This window comes from Amycolatopsis sp. WAC 04182 (assembly GCF_003947465.1).
In the GTDB taxonomy this organism is placed as follows: domain Bacteria; phylum Actinomycetota; class Actinomycetes; order Mycobacteriales; family Pseudonocardiaceae; genus Amycolatopsis.
The window spans coordinates 364115-382361 of record NZ_QHJJ01000003.1; the positions used below are offsets into that span (position 1 = coordinate 364115).

General features: G+C 67.3%; 19 protein-coding genes. 12 read left to right on the forward strand and 7 right to left on the reverse strand.

Annotated features, from left to right (window positions below; all coding sequences use genetic code 11):
* Positions 1 to 627: 627 nt before the first annotated feature.
* The 3 genes from DMH01_RS15430 to DMH01_RS43615 all read right to left on the reverse strand — a co-directional run bounded on the left by DMH01_RS15430 (position 628) and on the right by DMH01_RS43615 (position 2844).
* Entirely contained in the window at positions 628 to 1419 is a 792-nt protein-coding gene (locus tag DMH01_RS15430) for a hypothetical protein (RefSeq protein WP_125677324.1), read from the reverse strand.
* A 505-nt stretch (positions 1420 to 1924) separates the two neighbouring features.
* Complete coding sequence (locus DMH01_RS15435) at positions 1925 to 2353, reverse strand: hypothetical protein (protein ID WP_125677326.1); 429 nt, start codon at positions 2351 to 2353, stop codon at positions 1925 to 1927.
* 50 nt (positions 2354 to 2403) lie between these two features.
* On the reverse strand, positions 2404 to 2844 hold the full coding sequence (locus DMH01_RS43615; protein ID WP_305016644.1) for an ATP-binding protein: 441 nt from the start codon (positions 2842 to 2844) through the stop codon (positions 2404 to 2406).
* A gap of 51 nt (positions 2845 to 2895) precedes the next feature.
* On the opposite strand from DMH01_RS43615, the gene DMH01_RS15445 reads away from it, so the two are divergent.
* Entirely contained in the window at positions 2896 to 3513 is a 618-nt protein-coding gene (locus DMH01_RS15445; RefSeq protein ID WP_233621534.1) for a GNAT family N-acetyltransferase, read from the forward strand.
* A gap of 181 nt (positions 3514 to 3694) precedes the next feature.
* On the opposite strand, the gene DMH01_RS42995 is transcribed toward DMH01_RS15445, so the two are convergent.
* Complete coding sequence (locus DMH01_RS42995; RefSeq protein WP_199745505.1) at positions 3695 to 4645, reverse strand: DUF6283 family protein; 951 nt, start codon at positions 4643 to 4645, stop codon at positions 3695 to 3697.
* 1487 nt (positions 4646 to 6132) lie between these two features.
* Here DMH01_RS42995 and DMH01_RS15455 point away from each other — a divergent pair.
* Both DMH01_RS15455 and DMH01_RS15460 read left to right on the forward strand, forming a co-directional pair.
* Complete coding sequence (locus DMH01_RS15455; protein ID WP_125677328.1) at positions 6133 to 6558, forward strand: hypothetical protein; 426 nt, start codon at positions 6133 to 6135, stop codon at positions 6556 to 6558.
* Positions 6559 to 6632: 74 nt separating this feature from the next.
* On the forward strand, positions 6633 to 7280 hold the full coding sequence (locus tag DMH01_RS15460; protein WP_125677330.1) for a hypothetical protein: 648 nt from the start codon (positions 6633 to 6635) through the stop codon (positions 7278 to 7280).
* 100 nt (positions 7281 to 7380) lie between these two features.
* On the opposite strand, the gene DMH01_RS15465 is transcribed toward DMH01_RS15460, so the two are convergent.
* Complete coding sequence (locus DMH01_RS15465) at positions 7381 to 7605, reverse strand: hypothetical protein (protein WP_199745506.1); 225 nt, start codon at positions 7603 to 7605, stop codon at positions 7381 to 7383.
* Positions 7606 to 7695: 90 nt separating this feature from the next.
* Here DMH01_RS15465 and DMH01_RS15470 point away from each other — a divergent pair, with 90 nt between their 5' ends.
* The 3 genes from DMH01_RS15470 (at position 7696) to DMH01_RS15480 (ending at position 10327) form a co-directional block, all read left to right on the forward strand.
* A complete protein-coding gene (locus DMH01_RS15470) occupies positions 7696 to 8382 on the forward strand; it encodes a hypothetical protein (protein ID WP_125677332.1) in 687 nt (228 codons plus the stop codon).
* A gap of 596 nt (positions 8383 to 8978) precedes the next feature.
* Entirely contained in the window at positions 8979 to 9524 is a 546-nt protein-coding gene (locus DMH01_RS15475) for a hypothetical protein (RefSeq protein ID WP_125677334.1), read from the forward strand.
* 140 nt (positions 9525 to 9664) lie between these two features.
* The gene (locus tag DMH01_RS15480; protein WP_125677336.1) at positions 9665 to 10327 is read left to right on the forward strand and encodes a DUF6518 family protein; all 663 of its coding nucleotides are present in this window, start codon (positions 9665 to 9667) and stop codon (positions 10325 to 10327) included.
* Between the two features lie 494 nt (positions 10328 to 10821).
* Here DMH01_RS15480 and DMH01_RS43560 read toward each other — a convergent pair whose 3' ends face one another.
* The gene (locus tag DMH01_RS43560) at positions 10822 to 10950 is read right to left on the reverse strand and encodes a hypothetical protein (RefSeq protein WP_255432058.1); all 129 of its coding nucleotides are present in this window, start codon (positions 10948 to 10950) and stop codon (positions 10822 to 10824) included.
* A gap of 822 nt (positions 10951 to 11772) precedes the next feature.
* Positions 11773 to 12147, reverse strand: coding sequence for a hypothetical protein (locus DMH01_RS15485; protein WP_125677338.1), 375 nt, complete (start codon positions 12145 to 12147; stop codon positions 11773 to 11775).
* A 102-nt stretch (positions 12148 to 12249) separates the two neighbouring features.
* Here DMH01_RS15485 and DMH01_RS15490 point away from each other — a divergent pair, with 102 nt between their 5' ends.
* The 6 genes from DMH01_RS15490 to DMH01_RS15515 all read left to right on the forward strand — a co-directional run bounded on the left by DMH01_RS15490 (position 12250) and on the right by DMH01_RS15515 (position 18210).
* A complete protein-coding gene (locus DMH01_RS15490; protein WP_125677339.1) occupies positions 12250 to 13218 on the forward strand; it encodes a hypothetical protein in 969 nt (322 codons plus the stop codon).
* Positions 13215 to 14111: a helix-turn-helix transcriptional regulator gene (locus DMH01_RS15495; protein WP_125677341.1), complete on the forward strand. Its 897-nt coding sequence runs from the start codon at positions 13215 to 13217 to the stop codon at positions 14109 to 14111. The genes DMH01_RS15490 and DMH01_RS15495 overlap by 4 nt, the downstream gene beginning before the upstream one ends.
* 399 nt (positions 14112 to 14510) lie before the next feature.
* Positions 14511 to 15104: a hypothetical protein gene (locus DMH01_RS15500; RefSeq protein ID WP_125677344.1), complete on the forward strand. Its 594-nt coding sequence runs from the start codon at positions 14511 to 14513 to the stop codon at positions 15102 to 15104.
* Between the two features lie 131 nt (positions 15105 to 15235).
* Positions 15236 to 15463, forward strand: coding sequence for a hypothetical protein (locus DMH01_RS15505; protein ID WP_125677346.1), 228 nt, complete (start codon positions 15236 to 15238; stop codon positions 15461 to 15463).
* 381 nt (positions 15464 to 15844) lie between these two features.
* A complete protein-coding gene (locus DMH01_RS15510; RefSeq protein ID WP_125677347.1) occupies positions 15845 to 17404 on the forward strand; it encodes a 3'-5' exonuclease in 1560 nt (519 codons plus the stop codon).
* Between the two features lie 173 nt (positions 17405 to 17577).
* Positions 17578 to 18210: a hypothetical protein gene (locus DMH01_RS15515; protein WP_125677349.1), complete on the forward strand. Its 633-nt coding sequence runs from the start codon at positions 17578 to 17580 to the stop codon at positions 18208 to 18210.
* Positions 18211 to 18247 lie beyond the last annotated feature (37 nt).

Genomic DNA, 18247 nt, shown 5'->3' on the forward strand with positions numbered 1-18247 from the left:
CGCTGTGTCTGTCCCTTACAGCGCCCCACAGGCCGACTTTCCACGAGCGGGTCGGTGAACGGCGCCTGCATCCCCGGCCGTGGTCCTGGTGTTCGGGGTGTCGAGGGCGAGTCGGCGCGGTTCCGTGGGCAGTCGGCATGCTCATTCGCGTGGGCAGTATCCGGCGGCGGCGAGGTGGTCCGCTTTTGGGCGGGGATGACCCCAGTACGGGCGAGGGCGTAGTCGGCCAGCGCTCGAGGGCCGACAGGCACCGGCGATCTGCGGCGCACCGACGTGCCGCGAGTGCGACCGCCTCATCCGGCGACCTGATGTACTTGGGGTCAGCCGCCGACGGTGATGCCGCGAGACTGCTTGATGCCGTCGAGCAGGTAGGAGTACTGCGGGGTCATCTCCGCGGCGTCGGCGAAACCTGGCCGGTTGAACTGGTTGGTCCCGTATACCGTCAGTCCTTGCGGCGCACCGTCGAGGCGTTCCTGGGTGGCGTCGGCGTGTACCCGACGCGCGGGCTCGGAGGAGCGGGGATCGAAAATCGACTTGAGATATCCCTCAACGTCGGTGTCCTTCTCGCGGTGCCAGACGATGGTGCAGCCGTCGAGCCTGGTGACCTGCTCGCCGGTGCGTCGAGCGTCACGTCGCGCACGTCCACGTCGTTTCCGTGTCTTTGTCTTCCGTGCGGGCGCGTGCTGCGAACTCGGTGCCCGGCACGACCACGATCGGGTCGACGGCCTCGGCGGCGTGCTCGAACAGCCAGACCTCATCTGGCCAGCCGCCGTGACGCCGGGCCGCCGCGGGGGAGGCGGTGGGGTCCTCGTGCCAGAGCCACAGCTGGGAGGACTCACCGACGACGTCCGGCCGGAACCGGGGCGCCCGCCGCGGGTCGCGGTCCAGCACGAGGATTTCCACCGGCAGGGCTGACCGCCGTCGCTGCCGGTCGCGGTGCAGCGCGGCCAGGTGCGAGCGCATCATCTGTTCGGCGACCGCGCGGTTGGCGAACCGGGCCACGGACCGTGGCTGGCCGTCCTGCAGTTCAGCGCGCACGTGGCTGCGGTGCCAGTCCTGGGAGAGCCAGATGCCCCACACGGGCGGGCCCTCGAGCACGGCTTCCGCACACGCCGGGCACCACCCGTCCGGGTGCGCGTAGAACTGCTCAGGCGGGTCGCGCAGCAGATCTGGTCCTGTGAAGACCATGTCCATCGTGAGCCTGACCAGCTCCGCCGCGACGCGGCCGTTGTACTCATCCCACACGAGCGTCACTCCACCGTCATCGTGGTGTGTCACCACGACCCGGTCCTGGTCGAGCAGATGCGCGACCGGCTCGATACGTGTGAGGTGAGCGCGGCTGTAGGCGACGAGCATTCGGCACACGCCGTCCGGGACGGTGGCCAGGGTCTGCTGGTAGAGGTCGTCCAATGTGGACACGGTAATTCTCCGCTCTCGTGAGGCATGGCACGACGATGGGCGCACGAGGGTGCGCCAGGGTGTGTCGTTGCGATCCTCAGCCCGAGATGAGCGGGGCTGCTACGTGAAGCGTATGCCAGTGAAGTGTACCGGCAGCGGGGCTACGTGGGGAATGCGGACACAACGCAACGGTCGGTCAGCACGTCACGTCAGTCATGTTTGGCCCAGCACCGCTCTCACGTGCGCTGTGGGACGCCGGTGTTGGCGAACGCGGTCTCCGGCAGGCCTTCGCGCAGAAGCCGCATGTCGTCGAGGTGCTGGTCGAAGAGTACGGTGACGGTCCCGCGGCGGGCTTCGAATTCGGCGAGGTAGTCCGGTGTGAACGCGATGCCGAGGTAGGCGCATGTGGACGCTCACGTAATTCCCCAGGGCTGTGCTCACGGAATTCCGCAGCTGGTGGGGTCCTTCGTGATGTTATTCCAGGTTGCCTCCTTGGTCGCCGTGCGGGGGAGCTGACTTCGGTTGATCAGGGAGTGGGAATGGTCCAGCTCCGGATTTCATCGCCGTACTCGACGATCGTGTCCAGGCGTTCGTCGTCCGCGTGCACCGCGGTGAACTCGACTTGCACTGCTTCGAGTTCGTGCGTGGGGTTGATGAGGTGGGGGCACCAGCGGAAGGCCATGACCACGCATGCGGCGTGCATCGCCGCGTCGCTGACGACGACTCTGCCTGCCTCCAGGACCACCCAGGCCCGGCGCGGAAGTTGCTGTCCGCAGACTTGGCAGAGCCACTCGTCTTGGCAGCGCAGCAGCCTGGTGGGATCGATGCGCGCCCAGACCGGGCCGTCGGGATCTACCCGGGTGATCCAGGGCACGGGCATGCCGTCCAGCCGCGGCCGGGGAAGCCCAGCCGCCGGCCCGGCCGCGCTGATCTGCGCGAGGTCCGCCTCGGGCATGCCGGTCTCCTTCGCTGCGCGTCCTGCGGTGTGGTTCGGTTGATGGGGTTCTACCCTGCGGCCTCCTTTGCTGGTTGGGCACCCTGCTTGGGGCGCTTGTTGGGCCGGTAGCTGGGGCCGTTCATGAACACCTGGTGGCTGGTGTTGATGAGCCGGTCGAGCAGGGACTCGGCGACAACGGGGTTGGGGAACAGGGGGTACCAGTCGACGGGTGACCGGTTGGAGGTCAGGATCAGCGAGCGGCCGGCGGTGGCGCGTTCGCTAATCAGCTCGTAGAGGTCGTCGGCCTGGGTGGCGGTCAGCTCCCGCATGCCGAAGTCGTCGAGGACGGGCGGACCAGACTTCGCGCCGCGGCGGCCACGCCGGATGGGCTGCGTTTGTGCACGTCGAACGCAAGGCGAGTTGCGGAGGGAGACGTCGATCCGGTTCGACGGGGGATACGTTAGCCTCGCCAGGAACGATCGGAGCCCGCTGTGTCCCCCATTCCTCACCGTGATCCTGACCAGCGTTCGTCGCTCGATGTCCGCGCACAGAGGCCCGGCGTGCGAGTGCGGTTGCTTCGCGCCGGTGAGGGAGCAGCCGCGCTGGCGATCGCGGCCGGGACGGCAGTGCCCGCGCCCGCGGAAGGCGGGGCGCTGCAAGCGGCTCTCGACCAGACTGGCGGGCTGATCGAGTTCCCCGGTCTGCCTGGCTGCGGGGGTTGGTGTTTCGGCGCGCTGGCGGACGATCGCCTGGTGGGCGTGTTGTATGCGTGCACGCCGGTGGATTTCGTCCTGTCGCATCACGGCGAACAGAGGGCATGGCTTGCCAGGTCCGTCGCCGAGATCGAGATCTTGGCTGTCGACGCGGGCTTCCGTGGCAGAGGAGCGGGAACCGCGTTGCTGGATCATGCCGAGCGGTTCCTCGGGGATCAGGGGGTGCGGGTCTTCGTCGCGAAGGTCGACGCGGGGGATATGCCGGTCCTGCGGTGGTACCGCCACCGGGGCTATCGCGTCGCCGACACCGGTGAAAGCTGCACCATCGATACCCCGGCCGGAGCGACGAGCGTCAATGCCGGACCCGTACACGAGCGCCGGTGGCGGCTCGCGATCAAAGCGCCCGGACACGCAGTGGTCCGAGGCCTGCGTGGACTCCGCCTGGCCCGGACCACGCTGCCGTAATCAGCCACCGCCATCCCGGCAGTGCAGCGGCAACGGCTGGAGCTCGTCGGGAGACCGGCGTTTCTGCCGGAGCTGCTCCCGAGCGCCGTGCCCAATGAACCGGGCATGCGAGGGCTACTAGGAGACCCTGCCCTGCCCCGCGGGATGCGTTGGTGCACCAGGGGCTTGTCGCGTTTCAGCGCTACGACGATCGTGCTCGGTCGTCGCGTCGGGCGGTGAGTGGGAGCGGGGTGAACGTTCCGTCGCCGAGGAGTCCGGCGGAGGCGAGAGTGTCGCGCAGTTGTTCTGCTTGGTCGGTGGTGAGCGGGCCGAGGTCCTCGCCGCTGCTGTCGACGATGTACGCCCGGATCAGGGAGGCCGCGTCCACCTTCGGTGGCCTGGCGGTGTGGTGGGTGAGCAGTCCGGCGTCGGCCAGGAGGTCGGCGAGTTCGGCGGCCTGCTCGATCATGGGCGGGCCGGCGTCGAAACCGGTGCTGTCGATGAGAAAGCCGTGGATCGCCTTCGCCGCCCGAAGCCTGCGTTCGGGTGCGGCTGTCGAAGTTTCAGGCTGGCCGGGTGCTCCCGGTGCTTCGCTGGGCCGGCGGTCCGGTGTGAGAGCGGCGGGGTCGGCCGCGGTGTCCTGAGGGCTGGTCTTGCCGTACACGCGAACGAGTTTGTCGATGGCGCGGCGGGCCTCGTCGGGCGGGTTCAGGATCGCGCCGACACCATGCGCGGCCGCCGCGGCCCCGGATTCCCACAACGGGACAGGTGAGTCATAGGCGCGGGTACGTTCGGCGGTCTCGAGGCTGATGACGCCACTCCGCACTGCTACGCGGAGGCTGAGCAGGGTGTCGCCGTCGTGGCATCCGGCCCACCCGGCGCAGATCCGGGCGAGCCCGCCCTCCGTCCCGTCGGAGCGACGATGCTTGACGGGATGTTTGTCCTCGTCGGTGAGGTGGCACTGGAACACGGCGGTCGGTTGCTGTCCGGTGTCCTGGTCGTAGCGGGGGAGCTTGTCGTACTCGGTGATGTCCCAGACCCCGGAGGGCACATCGCGCCGGTACGGGCACGTCCGGCACGGCGCCTCGGCAGGCGGGCCGAGCTCACCCATACGCGCGGCAACGACAGGAACCTCGTCTGCTGCGGCGGACATCCGCGCAAACACCTCCCCGGGCATTCTCCAGCCGGACCTCGTGGATCGGGCACGGTGGGGGGACAGCGTACTGCTGTGCAGGGCAGCGCCTGCAGGAGACGGCCCACCGTGCGGTGGAGTTCGTCTCGCTCGGTGTGTCGCCATCAGACCGTCCGAGATCGCTGGTATTTGTGGCCGTCGTTTTCGGCACGGGCTTCGCGAAGTGGATCGCGTCGACGGGGGGTCGAGTTCGTGAGGGCGATGACGTCATCGCCACGTCATCCACGCCGAGCCGGAGACGATCGCGGAAGCGTGTCGAAAACGACGGTCACCCGATCAGCTCGTTCAGCCCACTTGGAACGACATCGTGAGACGTCGACGGCCTCCGCACCCCAACCGACCGTGCCAGCTACGCGCCTGACAGCGCCGGCACCACCCTCGGCGACCTCCGCCACGAAGCCGACCGGCCCCGCAGGCGTGGGAGCCACCCGATGCCGAGGGCCACTTCCGCAGCACCGAACGCACGCTGCAGGCCGAACGAGCAACCAGGGCCGCGCAACAAGCGGTCTCCGCGCGCCAGGGCGAGCGCAACGATCCGCTCCGCCGCGATCAGAGCTACGGCCAGATTCACAGATGCGGCACGGCCTATTAGGTGCCGGTCGGTGCGTTGCCAGCTGCAAGGACGCTCTCGGAAGCGGCACACCGCTGTGAACAGGGCGTCTGGCTAGGCTGGGGCGGATTCGCCACCCAGGGCGCACACTCTGATCCCCAAGTGATTCAGGTAGAGTGCGCCTGCATCACCGAATAGAAACGGGGAGTCCCGGCCCGCGTACACGGCCCGGAACTCCCCGCGACTGATGGATTAACGGCTCAGGAACCAGGCAACCGCCGGCATAGCGACCACTGGTAACAGAGCCACCGCGGGCCCGGTCACCTTCACGGTGACCGGGCCGCTCAGTTCCAGGACAAACCTGGAGCGCGAACGTTCCCGCGGTTCCTCCGAGTCTGACGGCTCGGCATCCTCCATAGCCATCACCTCCCCTCCTCGCCCGCGCGATGCTCGGCGATCGATCAGCCGAGCACGCGTCGCGATGAGGGCCTGTGACAGCGGTAACCTTACCGGGCCGAGAAACCCAGTTCTCCGCAGGTCAGAACTACCCCAAACCGGTTTACAGGCATCAACACTGGGAAGCAGGCCAGGGTGCTCAACACGTCCATGCGCGCCGCTCTGAGGATCGTGTCGAGGTGAATTTGCGCGAGCCATCGACCGACCCGACTATCGCCTGAGCCGACCTCCTCTGGCACGTCAACCCACGCATATCGGCGACTGTGCAGGCGAACCTGCCGTACTGCAGATTTCGCTCCAGCTCTGCCGGTCGATAAGGGTCGACCACTCTGTTAAGGAGGCTTGCCAGCTAGCGAATCGTGTCTATGACCGCGAGAAGATCCTGCTGGGGCGTGACGAGTCAACCCTGATGTACGACGACCGTTGCATGATCATGTGACACTTGCTGGAGACCTGGGCCGTCGACGGCGCCGGGCCAACACCTGTACGGCAAGCGGGTGATCCTTGTGCGGCGTCCGGGTCTTGCGGCGGCGCGTCGCGCAACGTCGAAATCGTCGATCACGGTGAACTGGCGAGCACGTACTCCGACGAACCGGAGAGGAATTCGCGGATGCCGATGCCGTACTGCTGGTCCGAGACAGGTTTGCCCTGCTACCGCCCGGGCGCCGCGCCACCGTTTCTGCGGACGACGAACCAGCTCGCGGACATGGGGCTGTGCGCGACGGGCCGGCCCGCCGCGTTCGTCGACTCGCAGTACGGTCCGGCGGCGCTGTTCCTGCTCACCGAAACCGAGCTGCTGCCCGGCACCGTCTGGCCACCAGCGACGCCGACGGAACAGGCGCCGATGCAGCCCTCGACCTCAGGATGACCACTCCGCGTCACGTCGCGCAGGAGCAGATCTCCACGCAGGTCACCCCTTGCTCCACCTCAGAAGGAGAGTTGATGGACAACGCCCGAACTCGGCACCAGGACTACACCGCCGAACGCGACCGGTTACTCGCGCTGTGGGAACGCAGCGTGGCCGGCCCCGATGGGCCGCTGCCCGGAGCGATCCTCGACCCGGCGCCACTGCCGACAGGCTGGTGCGGACAGGTGCAGCTCGTGCCGGGCGAACACCACACCGGGGACGTCCGCGACGCCGATGACTTCATCGCCGCGACCTACGGGCTGCAACGCGGAGCGGTAGTGGTCGAGGACAGCCGGACCGGCACCGCGGACACGGCGTTCGTGTGGGCCTTCCACACCGTGTCCGCCGCGGACCACCACCGCCACACCCCCATGACCACCCTCGACGTCTACGGCCGCGCGGGCGCCCCCGCCTCCACGGTCGCGGACCGAGGGGAACTCGAGCACCTCGCAGACTGGGCCGACAAGCACCGGTTCCTCTGGGACCAACTACGCGCCGGCGAGCACCGGCACGTCGACGTCGACCGCGTCGTGCACCGGCTGCAGCGGCTGCGCGGCGGCATCCTCGACCTCCTGCCCCGCACCGCGCCCGGCCAAGTCCGCGCTGTGCTCGAGGACGTCGGGGTGACCCGCGAGCACCTCCCCGATGACCTCGCCGACCTCGCCGGATTGCCGCAACGGTAAGGGAGCTCTGGTTGTGACCGTCATGTTGCGCTGGGGGAGTGCTCTCTCGGCTCCCAGGTGCACCTCCGGCCGGACGGCGACAAAGTCAGCACAATCGGTGTCAGCACGGGCGCGCGGCCAGCAGACGAGGGCACGAACTGTTGCTGGCGATGTAGGCCGCAAGAGATGGGTCGATCAGGGCGGCGAGGGCGAGCACACGGTTGTACCGATCACTCAGGTCCACGCTGGTCAACGGCTCATGGTGCGCAACGCGGTTGCGCAGCCGGTGCAGCTTGTCCGCGTGATCGTCGACCACCGGGCCGGGCGGTTCCTGGCACGAAGGCATGGTGCAAGTCGAAGTCGGTGGACCAGTGGTGTTGCATGGCAATTCGCGGCGGTGTTTCGCTGAATGTCGTTGATCCGGCACGATGGGTGTGTGAACGAGCGGATGATGGGTGAACGGTTGGGCGAGGCGAGTGCTGAGCAGGTTGCGAAGGCGCCGAGCTTCCCTGTCTATGGAGTGGCAGCGTGGGAGGGGCCTCGCTGGCTGGAGTCGGTCGGTGGTGATGCCCCTTCGGAGGTCTGGCTCGGGCACGTGACGCCGGAGGGCGGAGAAGGCGTTCTGGTGGGCACGATGCACCATGCTTCTCGTGATCTCGAGGACCCGTCAGCTCACACTGACGTGTTGAAGGCTTCGGCGCTGGCGGCGTCCGGGCGTTTCCTCAACGCTGGATCGCTCGATCCGCAGGTGGTATCGGTGCGGGCCGAGGATGCGGAGAAGATCCGTCGTCACGTCGAAGACCAGGCCAGGCGGGTTGCCGCCTGGCCACGTGTGCCCTGGATGGTCGCTGGTGTTCAGGTCCAGGTAGCGGTGTGGCGGTTCGCCGGCGGCTGGATCGCGGTCTGCGATGCCGTGCGGGATGCGCCCGTGGTGGGTGTGGGAGTGGCGGCTGACCCGGTGGGCCTGCAGCTGGAAGTGGTGGACGGCACGGCGTACGGGGTCGATTTCGCGTCCCCGACCACTCTCGCCGACTTGCGGCGGCGGACTCCGGAGATGGCGATGCCGCGGCCGACCGGAGACCCGCCGCATCCCGATGTGCAGGCCCTGCTCGCGACACTCTGAAGTTCACCGCCGAGGTTCCCGAAGTCCGAACAGCAGCACGTTCGCGCGAGCTATCTGTGGCGTGAGATCGCGGCGTCCGGAAGAGGCTCTCCGGACCACTCGGTCGGTGGTACAGCCAGCAAGGAGTACCTCGACAAGCTGATCTTGAGCGTGCGGGGCGCGTAAGGGGTGGACTCGGGGGCAAGGGCTGCCCTGTCGGCTATGAGGGGGCCATCGTCTGACAGCTGCCTGTCGCATTACCTGTTGTAGGCATCGTCGGTGAACGTCGCGAGCATTCGGCTGCCCAGCCCACGGGTGTCGAACCTAGGCGCAGCGACGTCCCAGGCCGTTCTGGTGCGAGAGGAGATGAACAGGGGTTGCCGATCACCGGTACCCCTGTTCCTTCGGCATGCCCGAAACAATAAGGCCCTACGAATTCTTTATTTCTCGATCCGAAATTGTGCGAAATCTGAGCATGATCACAAATCACTCGGATGGAGGATTCTTTCGCGTCGTACCTTTTGGCAGCTCTCGTTGTAGCGCCGAATTGACCGGGCGTGACAACGAGGGGGAACTCGGGGCGAGTTATTCCGCGTTCCCGAAAGGGGTATTCTTTTATGAAAAAACTGCTTGCCGCGCGACAGGGAAGATTGCTCGCCGGACTGATGGGACTGCTGGCGGCCGCCGCGGTGACAGCCTCGCCGGCCGCCTCGGCGGCCACATCCATCGCCAGTGAAATGGAGGCAGGGAAGAGCTGCGCCGTCGAGTTGAGCAAGGTCAAGCCGGGTTCGCCTGACGCCAAGATCCAGCGTTACGCCTGCGCGGACACGCAGGAGAAAGCCGCCGCGATGCTTCCGGCGGACATCCGCAGGGTCGGTCTGGCCGTCTTTTACGAACACTCGTACCAGAGCGGCCGGTCCTACGGAGTTTACGGCGATTCGCCGTGTGACTCGGCGGGCTGGGGATTCAGTGACCTCAACGACATCAACAACCAAATCGGAATTTCCTCGTACGAGACATTCAACGCCTGCAACGCGCAAATCGTGTACAAGCAGGTGCGGTATGGCGGCCTGTGCGGGTTCTACAACGGGTTCAAGCAAAACATTTCGGTCGCCTGCAACGACCAGGTGCGGTCGATGAAGGTCTACGCCGCCTCCACCTAAACAAGCGGGTTCGTGGGTCCCAGCGAGTTTCGCTCGCTGGGACCCACAACAGCACCCGAGACCGGCGGCAAGCTGATGCACGTTCCCCCGTAGCCTTCTCTCGCGACCGGGTTCGGCGGCCCGGGCAGGGGAGGAGCATCGTGCCATCAGGTTCAGTTGAGCGGCCAGACACCATCGATAGCCAAACCGCGTTCCGCCCAGGACGAGCAGAGCTGCTGGTCGCCGGCGCGGGTATCCTCTCCGGCGCGTTCGCGTCCGTCGCCTACTACACCGACATCCGAACACTGGCACACAGTTTCGTCATCTGGATCGTCCTGGTGAGCCTCGTGACGACACGACGCCCCGCGCCGCAAGCTGTGATCCGAGCGATCATCGCCCTCCTTGCCGCCGTACTCGCCTTCTACCTCGGCAAGAAGGTCATCTACGGCATCAAGTACCCGGATGCGCCGTCATATCAGATCAATCTGCCCACCGTGGCGATCTGGTGCGTCCTGGCAATCATCGCGGGCCTGGTGCTCGGGATGGGCCTCCGCTACATCGGGACCCCGAACTGGCCAGGAGCGCTCGCCACAGCGGCCGCCGCAGGGCTGATCCTCGCCGACTCCTGGCGCTTAGGCGGCTCCGTCCTCTGGGAGCGGCCGCTCCAGCTCGTCGTGAACGTGCCCGCAGCCGCGGGTCTCATCGCCTTAGGAAGCCGGTCTCGCAGGCAACTCGGCAAGATCCTGGCCTTGCTCCTTCCGTTGACCATGATCGGATACGGCATCGTCTCCGCGCCGGACCTGATCGAGGACGTCCTGCTGTAGAACACGCAGACGCATAAGTGCGATCCGAGCATGCCGGGGCGGAGCAAGACCGGCCCACCGGGCACCGCGGTGATGCACCAGGCGGTCAGCAATTCGACGGAAGCAGCGCGTGATAGTCGGTAGCGGTGCGGCTGGCCAGCATGAGCCTGCAGGACTCGCAGGGAGGAACAGGACATGCAGCCGGAGAGGGCACGTAAGACGTCCTTCAGCGGCTTGGCCTCAGAAGTCCAGGCCCGCCCCGCAGGCGACGCCAAGGCCGGCCGCGCGTACGCCGCCGAGGAGTGCACCGAGCAGCGTCGCACCGTTGCCCAGCCCGCGGAAGCCGACGATGACCAGCGCTGCTCGACGCGCGTCTATACCCGTCCTCGACGATCGCTCGGACCGGCACGACCGCGGCCCGGTCCATCTCCGAGGCCCAGGTGAGGATCTTCGGTACCGTCGTCGGCTCGAAGAAGATCCGGAGACGCTGCGGAACTCGCCGTGCACAGACAAGATCAGCCTCGGATGCGGTAGGCGAGTTCACCGGTGTTCGCGTCGACCACTCGTTCGTCGCGGATTCGGTAGGCGAGTTGCCCGGTGTTGGCGTCGACCATGCGGTGGCCGTCCCAGCGCGCGTTGTCCATCTATCATCACACCGCTGCCATCTTCCGTGACGTTGAAGGCCGTGACCGATGACCTGCGGTCCCTGGCCACCACCAGCCCGCCGCCGAAGCCAGCGACGACATCGGCGCCCGGCTACGGTGTTGACGGGCATCCGGCCAGAACACCTAACAGCACAGATTCGAGGTGAGACCATCCTCTACCGGCTCAAAGAAGGCATGCAGCCGGAGAGGTTGGTCCGGATCTTGCAGACTGAAGGCCTGATTTAGAAGCTCACCCAGCGAGGCAACAATGCCCGATACCCCGACACGGTCAAGCTGTACCAACTCGCGTCGCACGCCCAGCGTGCAGTTCAGACAGTCGACCGAAACGTTCCTGCCTCATTCCGCGACGGTAAGGGTCGTGACCGACGGTCCACGGCACCCGGCCGCCTTCAGCTCGTCGAGCCCGACATCGCCGCCGGCGCAGCAGTCTGCCGGAGACAACCCGGGCCACGGACTCACGGACGCCGTCGTCGACGGGTGAGGTGCGCCGGTGCTGCAGCCGATCTTGAGCTGGGTAATTGCGGTCGGGATTCGGTGATTCTGCTGGTCGTGGTCCGTGCGGTGTGGCTGAGGCTCGGCATCGGCGTCGACGGCGCGAAGCTTGAGAACGGCGGCTCCCCGTAGCGCCCAAACCGACGGCAAGCATGCGCAGCTACTGCGGCCCGATCGGCCTGGCCGAAGTCGGTCTCGTCCGGTGGCAGTTCGAGCGCGCTGCGCGTCGGTGATCTGCTCGGACTGGCTGCGGCCCAAGGACAGCGTCGGGAACGGCCGCTGACCCACCCAGCTGGTGAGCGGCTCGGCTCAGCGTGATCTCGCCGCTCGTCGGCGACGCATCCGGCGCAGGCCTCCGTATCCCAGCCCGCCGGCCGCCGCGGCACCGGCGGCGATCTGCGCGATCGTGTTCGTCAGCACCTGGCGCAGGAGCGGCTCGGCCCAACCTACCAAGGCGGCCGCGGTGCAGACGACCGCGGCGAGCACCATACCCAAGCCGATCAGGACGTCGCGGCGCACCCGCGCGTCACGTACCCAGCCATCGACGAGCACCCAGATCCCGGCAGGCGCCGGCGTGCTGACGGCGGTCTCGGCGCCCGCGGTGGGCACTCGCCCGGACCGCCGAGCTCTGGAAGACTTGGTCGGCCCGTTCCGTCGGCGCCCGCGGTTATCGACGTCGGTCATGTCTGGTCTCTAGGCCTAAAGGCGCAGCTCAGCCCACGGAAACTTCCCTGCAAAAAGTCGTGGGGTCGCGAGGACAGCCGGGCCTAGAAGAAAATCGTGTATGTGGTTCGCCCGATCGGGTCCGACGAAGGAGGACAGGCCGGGAACACCCGGCCGACCCGGAGGTCGCCCGGCCAGAGCGAGGAGATGCGGGTGGCGAAGGACGGGCAGGGCAGCGTGACGCCGCCGCGCGGCCCGATCGCGCGCCTACAACCCGAGAAGGGTCCCGCGAACCTGTGGGCCTTCGTGGCCGACCTGCTGGAGTTCGTCGACTCCGCCGAAGGCGGCCCGCTCACCAACGAAGAGGTGGAGGCCGCCGTTGCCCGAACCCGACTGGAATCCCACGGCGCCGACGCCCTCCTCGTCCAGCGCCTCGCCGCACAGCAGTTCCACGGAGCCGAGTTCGAGGTGTTCCGCGCCGAGCTGGCCGCCTACGCCTTCCCCGTGCTGCGCTCCTGGATCCGCCGGAAGATGATCTACGACTTGTGCGCGCGGATCGGGCGCCCGGTGACCTCGACCGACAAAATCCGCGAGCGCCTGGCGCACTCCCTCGACGACCGGATCGAGCTGGCCTCCGACGCCATCGCCGAAGGCCTCCGCGTCTTCCGCCGCTACGCCCTCGTCGGCGGCCGCTGGTCCGCCGAAGGCGGAGCCTCCCTCAAGACCTACTTCATCGGAGCCTGCCTGCGCGCGTTCCCCGCCGCCTACCGGCGCTGGCTCAAGGAACAAGACCCGCTCGACGGCTACGGGCTTCGACCCGAGACCGCCGAAGGACGGCACATCGGAACACCGACCAGCCCGCGGGCCGACACCGACCCGGCGGACACGGTCGTCAGCGAGATGATGGTGCTGGACCGGCTCGCGGCCATGGACCCCAAGACCAGAATCCTCGCCGCGCGAGTCGTGTTCCGCACCGACACCCACCACGAGGCCGGCGAACCGGACGGCCTGTCGGCCCGCGCGGTGGAAGGCCGCTTCTACCGCCACCGCACGGAATGGAAACGCCGAGAACAGAAACGAGGTGAAGCATGATCGACCGCGCCGAACGACAGTGGCACGAGACCGTGCTGCACCTCAACGCCATCCTCGACCGCCTGGGCCCGCGAGCAGACCAGCTCGGCATCGGCGAACGCGACATCATCGCGCTCCGCGAGCTCCGCACCCGCATCCACCGCGGCTACCACCTGCCCGACACCACACCGGACGACCTCAACGACGACGTCGACCAGATGGTCGAATTCCTGCGCCTCCTCGAGCAGTCCTCCCTCGGGCCCCCGGGCTCGCACGCCATCCGGCGCCGCAGCTCCCCGGAAGCCGTGGCCGACATCCTCGTCCGCAGCGACGCAGGCAACGACTCGTCGCCCTCCGGACCGAAGGCAGACGCCGTCGAAACGTTGCTGGCGCAGTCCATCGTCGCCGCGATGCCGCCCTCGCTCACCGGCCCCCAGGAACACCTGGTGCTGCAGGCGCTGGCCGAACACCCGGACACCGAGGTCCCGGCCACCACACTCGCCCGCGCCGTGTGGGGATCCCGTCCGCCCCTGACCTGGCGCGCTGTCCTGGCCGACCACGTGACCAGACTCCGCCAGCACCTGAACGACCTGGCGGAACATGGACTGCGGTCGAGCATCGAGGCCACATCCGAAGGATTCCGGCTGGCGATCGGCGGCGAGCCACCTCTCCGGCTGTGGGAAGACGAAGCACGTCCTGGGGCGACCCGCAGGGCGCTGGACTTTACGAATCTGACCTCAAGGGAACGCCAGGTTCTGGCCAAGGTCGTCGAAGGGCACACCACCCGCGAGATCGCGACCCAGCTGCACCTCTCAGCCAGGACCGTGAGCTCCTACATCAAGAGAATCGAACGGAAACTGGGCGTCCGACCAGCAGAAGCAACCGACACGACCAACCGCATCCCTCGGTTCTAGCGCGCCACACGGAGGCCGGAACTGCCCAGAGACGACCCCGGGCAGTTCCATTGAGGCTGACAAAGTCCTCCACGAACACGGTAGCGGCCGGCACCGACAGAACGGCGGCGACAGCCTGAACTCGCCGACGTGGCGCAGGATCGACGACGAGAAGATCATGCGCCTCGCGCTCGGTCATGCGGCCGTCGATGCTGTTGCGCAGCCCGGCGGCCTGGACCGCGGAATGCCGGGCCCTCGGCATCGTCGACGCGATGCCGCGAGCAGGGCGCCAAGTTCGCCTCTGGTCCGCTCGGGTGTACTTCGCGATCCGGCCGCGTCGGTCGCTACCTGCGCATGGCTGCCCAGGCACACTCACTATTCCTGACAGTGATCAACTGTGAACACAAGGTGAGGTGCTGCGTGGTGCAGTCGAGCGGGGACGAGAACGTGTTCAGCATCCCGGACGAAGCGCCCGAGGAGGTGCGCGAGTTCATGGACCGCGGTCACCGCCGGGCGAGCATCGCTGACGGTGAGCGGATGATGATGGACCCGGGCCAGGTCCTGAACAACATCGAGAACACGATGCGGCGCCTGCACGCCGACATCAACGTCGAAGTCAGCGTCGATGGCGACCTGGCCAACGAAAAAGAGCTCATGGTGATGATGGGCGACCTGATGATGGCCTCGCCGCTGATCACCTTCCTGGTCAACACCGGCATGGAGATCATGACCACCGGCGGGTATCCCACAGACCTGGTCACCAAGGCGCTGCCAGACCACTACGACATCACCGCCCTGATCCCTTCACTGAAGGTGAACCAGCGCCAGCACGACATCGCGACGACGATCTTCAACATGCGCTCGTCCAGCACGCGCGACCTGACCGAGGACGACATCGACGACCTCATCGAACCGCTCGACCTCGCCGGGAAGATCGAGGTCTTCATCATCCTGTTCTGGATCTGGGGCACCAAGATCGGCGCGATGAAGAACGTCATGGGCACCGATCGCTAGCTCCCGCCGTGAAACCCCACCCCGCGGCTGCCCGCGGCAGCAGCATGACGGACCAGTAGCTCCACAGCGTGGCCAGCGCGACGCCCGCCGGAAAGCGCCCAGGCCACATGACCGTCGGCGAAAGGAACCGCATGGCCAACGAAACCGTCAACACCGACCTGCTGAAAGTTCTGATCGGCCCGAATCTCACTCTGGTCGGGTCACAGGGAGAACCCACCCGCACACTGCATCACCTGCTAAATAAGGTCACGTTGGACCAGGCGATCGAGTTGCTGAAAGTCGCGCAGCTCCGCCAAATCCACGACCAGCTCGACAACCTCACCAGCGCAGTCCGCGGGCTGACCGACTACCGAGGCTGAACGACAGGCTGCCGCAGCCTCGCCACCGCGCAGGTTCAGCGAGAGGTGTTGTTCTGCTGGTCAGCCCAACGAGAGGCCTTGTGCGGGCAGAGGAGCTGAGTCTCGGCGAAGTCCTCAATGGACACGATCCGCGGTGGGCGCAGGTTCTAGTAGTTCGCGCGCCCCCCAACAGCTCGGCCATATGGAACTGCTCGAAAAGCCACGTCCTGCGTCGGTGACCTGGACGTCCGGTACCTCGGCGGCTGATTCGTGCGCGGACACGACCAGGCCGAGTTCCCGGGTGAGGGCGAGGTCATCGTCGAAAACTGTCGGTGCCTGCCACCACACTTATCGCTGACAGTCGCAGAACATGAACTGCCAGCGAGCAGGAAGGCTCACGCGATGACGGCAAGCACGCGCAACTACTACGGCCCGATCGTCCTGGCCGACGAGGTCGGTCTGGCCCGGTGGCAGTTCGAGCGCGCCGAAGCCGCCGGGATGCTGCCCAAGCCGGGACACACCCGCGGCTGGCTGCCCGAGCAACTCGAGACCATGCGCCAGCTGGTCCCTGTCATCGTCGAGAAGTTCGGTGCCGAGCACCCGGTCGGCGCCGCCCGGTGCGCCGACCGGCTCGCCGAACGCCTGGGCCTGGACGTCGACCCCGCCGACATCAGCGCCCTCGCCGAGAAAGGCCACCTGGCCGTGGCCGACGTGTTCTACAAGAAGGGCCGCAGCCACGACCTGTACGCGCCCACCAACGTCGACGCCCTCACCCTCGAACAGGTACAGCCGGTACTCGACAAGCGCGCCACCTGGCTGGAGCAGTCGCTGCCGCTCGACGAGGCCGCGGAATCGCTGGCCTGGCACTACCGCGAGCTGAACCAGGTCATCACCGCCCGCGGGCTCACGGTCCGGCTGCGCCGCATCGCCCGCGCCGACGTCGACACCCTGGCCGGGGACGAGGAACTGCGCGTGGACCGGCTGGTGACCGCAGACAACGCCGCGGCGATCCTCGAACACCGAGCGCCGGCACTTCGACATCTGCGTCGAGGCCGGTTGACTCACCCCGAAAACCCACCACACCAAGGAGATCAGCCGCTACAGCACCGTGACGGTCCCGCTCTACCGCACCGGCGACGTCGAAGCACTGCTCGACCTGCCGGACGTGAACTGGCACGAGATCCGCGAAACTCCGAAAGGCACACGGTCCCCGCTGCTGAACCTGGTCGGCGGCCGCGCCCCGACCCGCGCCAAGGTCATCCGCGCGTTCCTGCGGGACTTCGGCGCCGAGCACTCGATCGAGATGTGGGCCTGGTGGGTCCCCGGACCCGACGTCTGGGAAATCGACTGGGAACGCATCGACGGCGGACCAGCCAAGCCCGACGTGCTCGCCGCGATCCAAGCCCGGCCCGCCGTCGCCCGCTACCTTGGCGACATGCAGCTTCACTCCGCCGCCGGCGCCGCGGTCCGCTTCGCCCGCGCCATGCTCGAACCCATGCCGCGGTCATCCTCGACACCGAGACCACCGACCTGCACGGCGCGATCTGCGAAATCGCCGTCATCGACGCCTGCACCGGAAAAACTCTCCTCGACACCCTCGTCAACCCCGGCGTCCCGATCCAGCCGGGTGCGTTCGCCGTGCACGGCATCACCGACAGCGAAGTCACCGCCCCCGGCATCCCGGACTGGGCCACCGTCTACAAGCGACTCCTGCGAGTCACCAAGGACCGGATCGTGCTGGCGTACAACGCCGACGACGACCGCGGCGTCGTCACCGCCGACTGCCACCGGCACGGCATCCGCCGCACCCGCCTGGCCGACCTCGGGCACTGGGCCGATGTCATGGTCCCGCGTTCCGACCACGCCCACTCCCGCCGCTGGCTGCGCAACGGCGGCGGCCACCGCGCCCTCGGCGACCTCGAACAAACCCGCCAGCACCTCCTCCGCTTGACCGCCCCCTGACCGCACCCTGCCCGCCGAAGGCCCGCCACGCCGCACAGGCTCCGTCCCCGGACAGCTGACCGTGAACGGAGCGGCGGACTGCAAGCAAGATGCCGTCCGCGACGCGGCGGCTACCATTGAGGCGGGTGCCCCGTCGGGGGGCACTGTCGCACAGAGTCCTATCGGAGGACGTAATGGCACTGAGTCGTCTTGCCCGCGAGTTCGCTGCGGAAATCAGCTACCACGATTGGTCGGACGCACCGTACCGACTCGACCGCGCAGGTCACCAGCGCCATCACGATGGACCTCGTGCCACGGAGAAGGTACTCAGCCCGGACGAGACCGACTGCGTCCGTACGAATGTGATGTGGGTTGCCGCGCAAGCGCTCGGGCATGCCGATCCCAATTTCGACGTGTTCGAGTTCGCCGAGTGGTGTGGTGTGGACACCCGCACGCCGGCCGGGCGCCCTCGTTCCGGCCATATCCTCGCAGGACTGCGTCACGATTCCGAGACCGGAACGATCGATCGCCCCGGCGACCCAGAAATCTGGGACGAGGCGCCTGCGGAACCAGCGCCCACCGGAAACGGTCCCGATCAGGTAGGCACCTCCGCGCAGCGGGCCAGGCGGTGGCCGGCTGACCCGAACACGCCGGGGTTCGTCACCGCCCGCAGCCGCAACATCCACCGCACCCCAGACTGCGTGAAGTACCGGCACACCCTGACTGTGTCACGTCAGCGCGGACGCACGGTGCACCCGCCCATCTGGACCACAACCGGTGCAGCGCAGGCAAACAAGAAGGGCATCTGCTCATCCTGCTGGTCTTAGCTCCCGGCGCCGAGCGGACGGGTGATCACGCGTGATC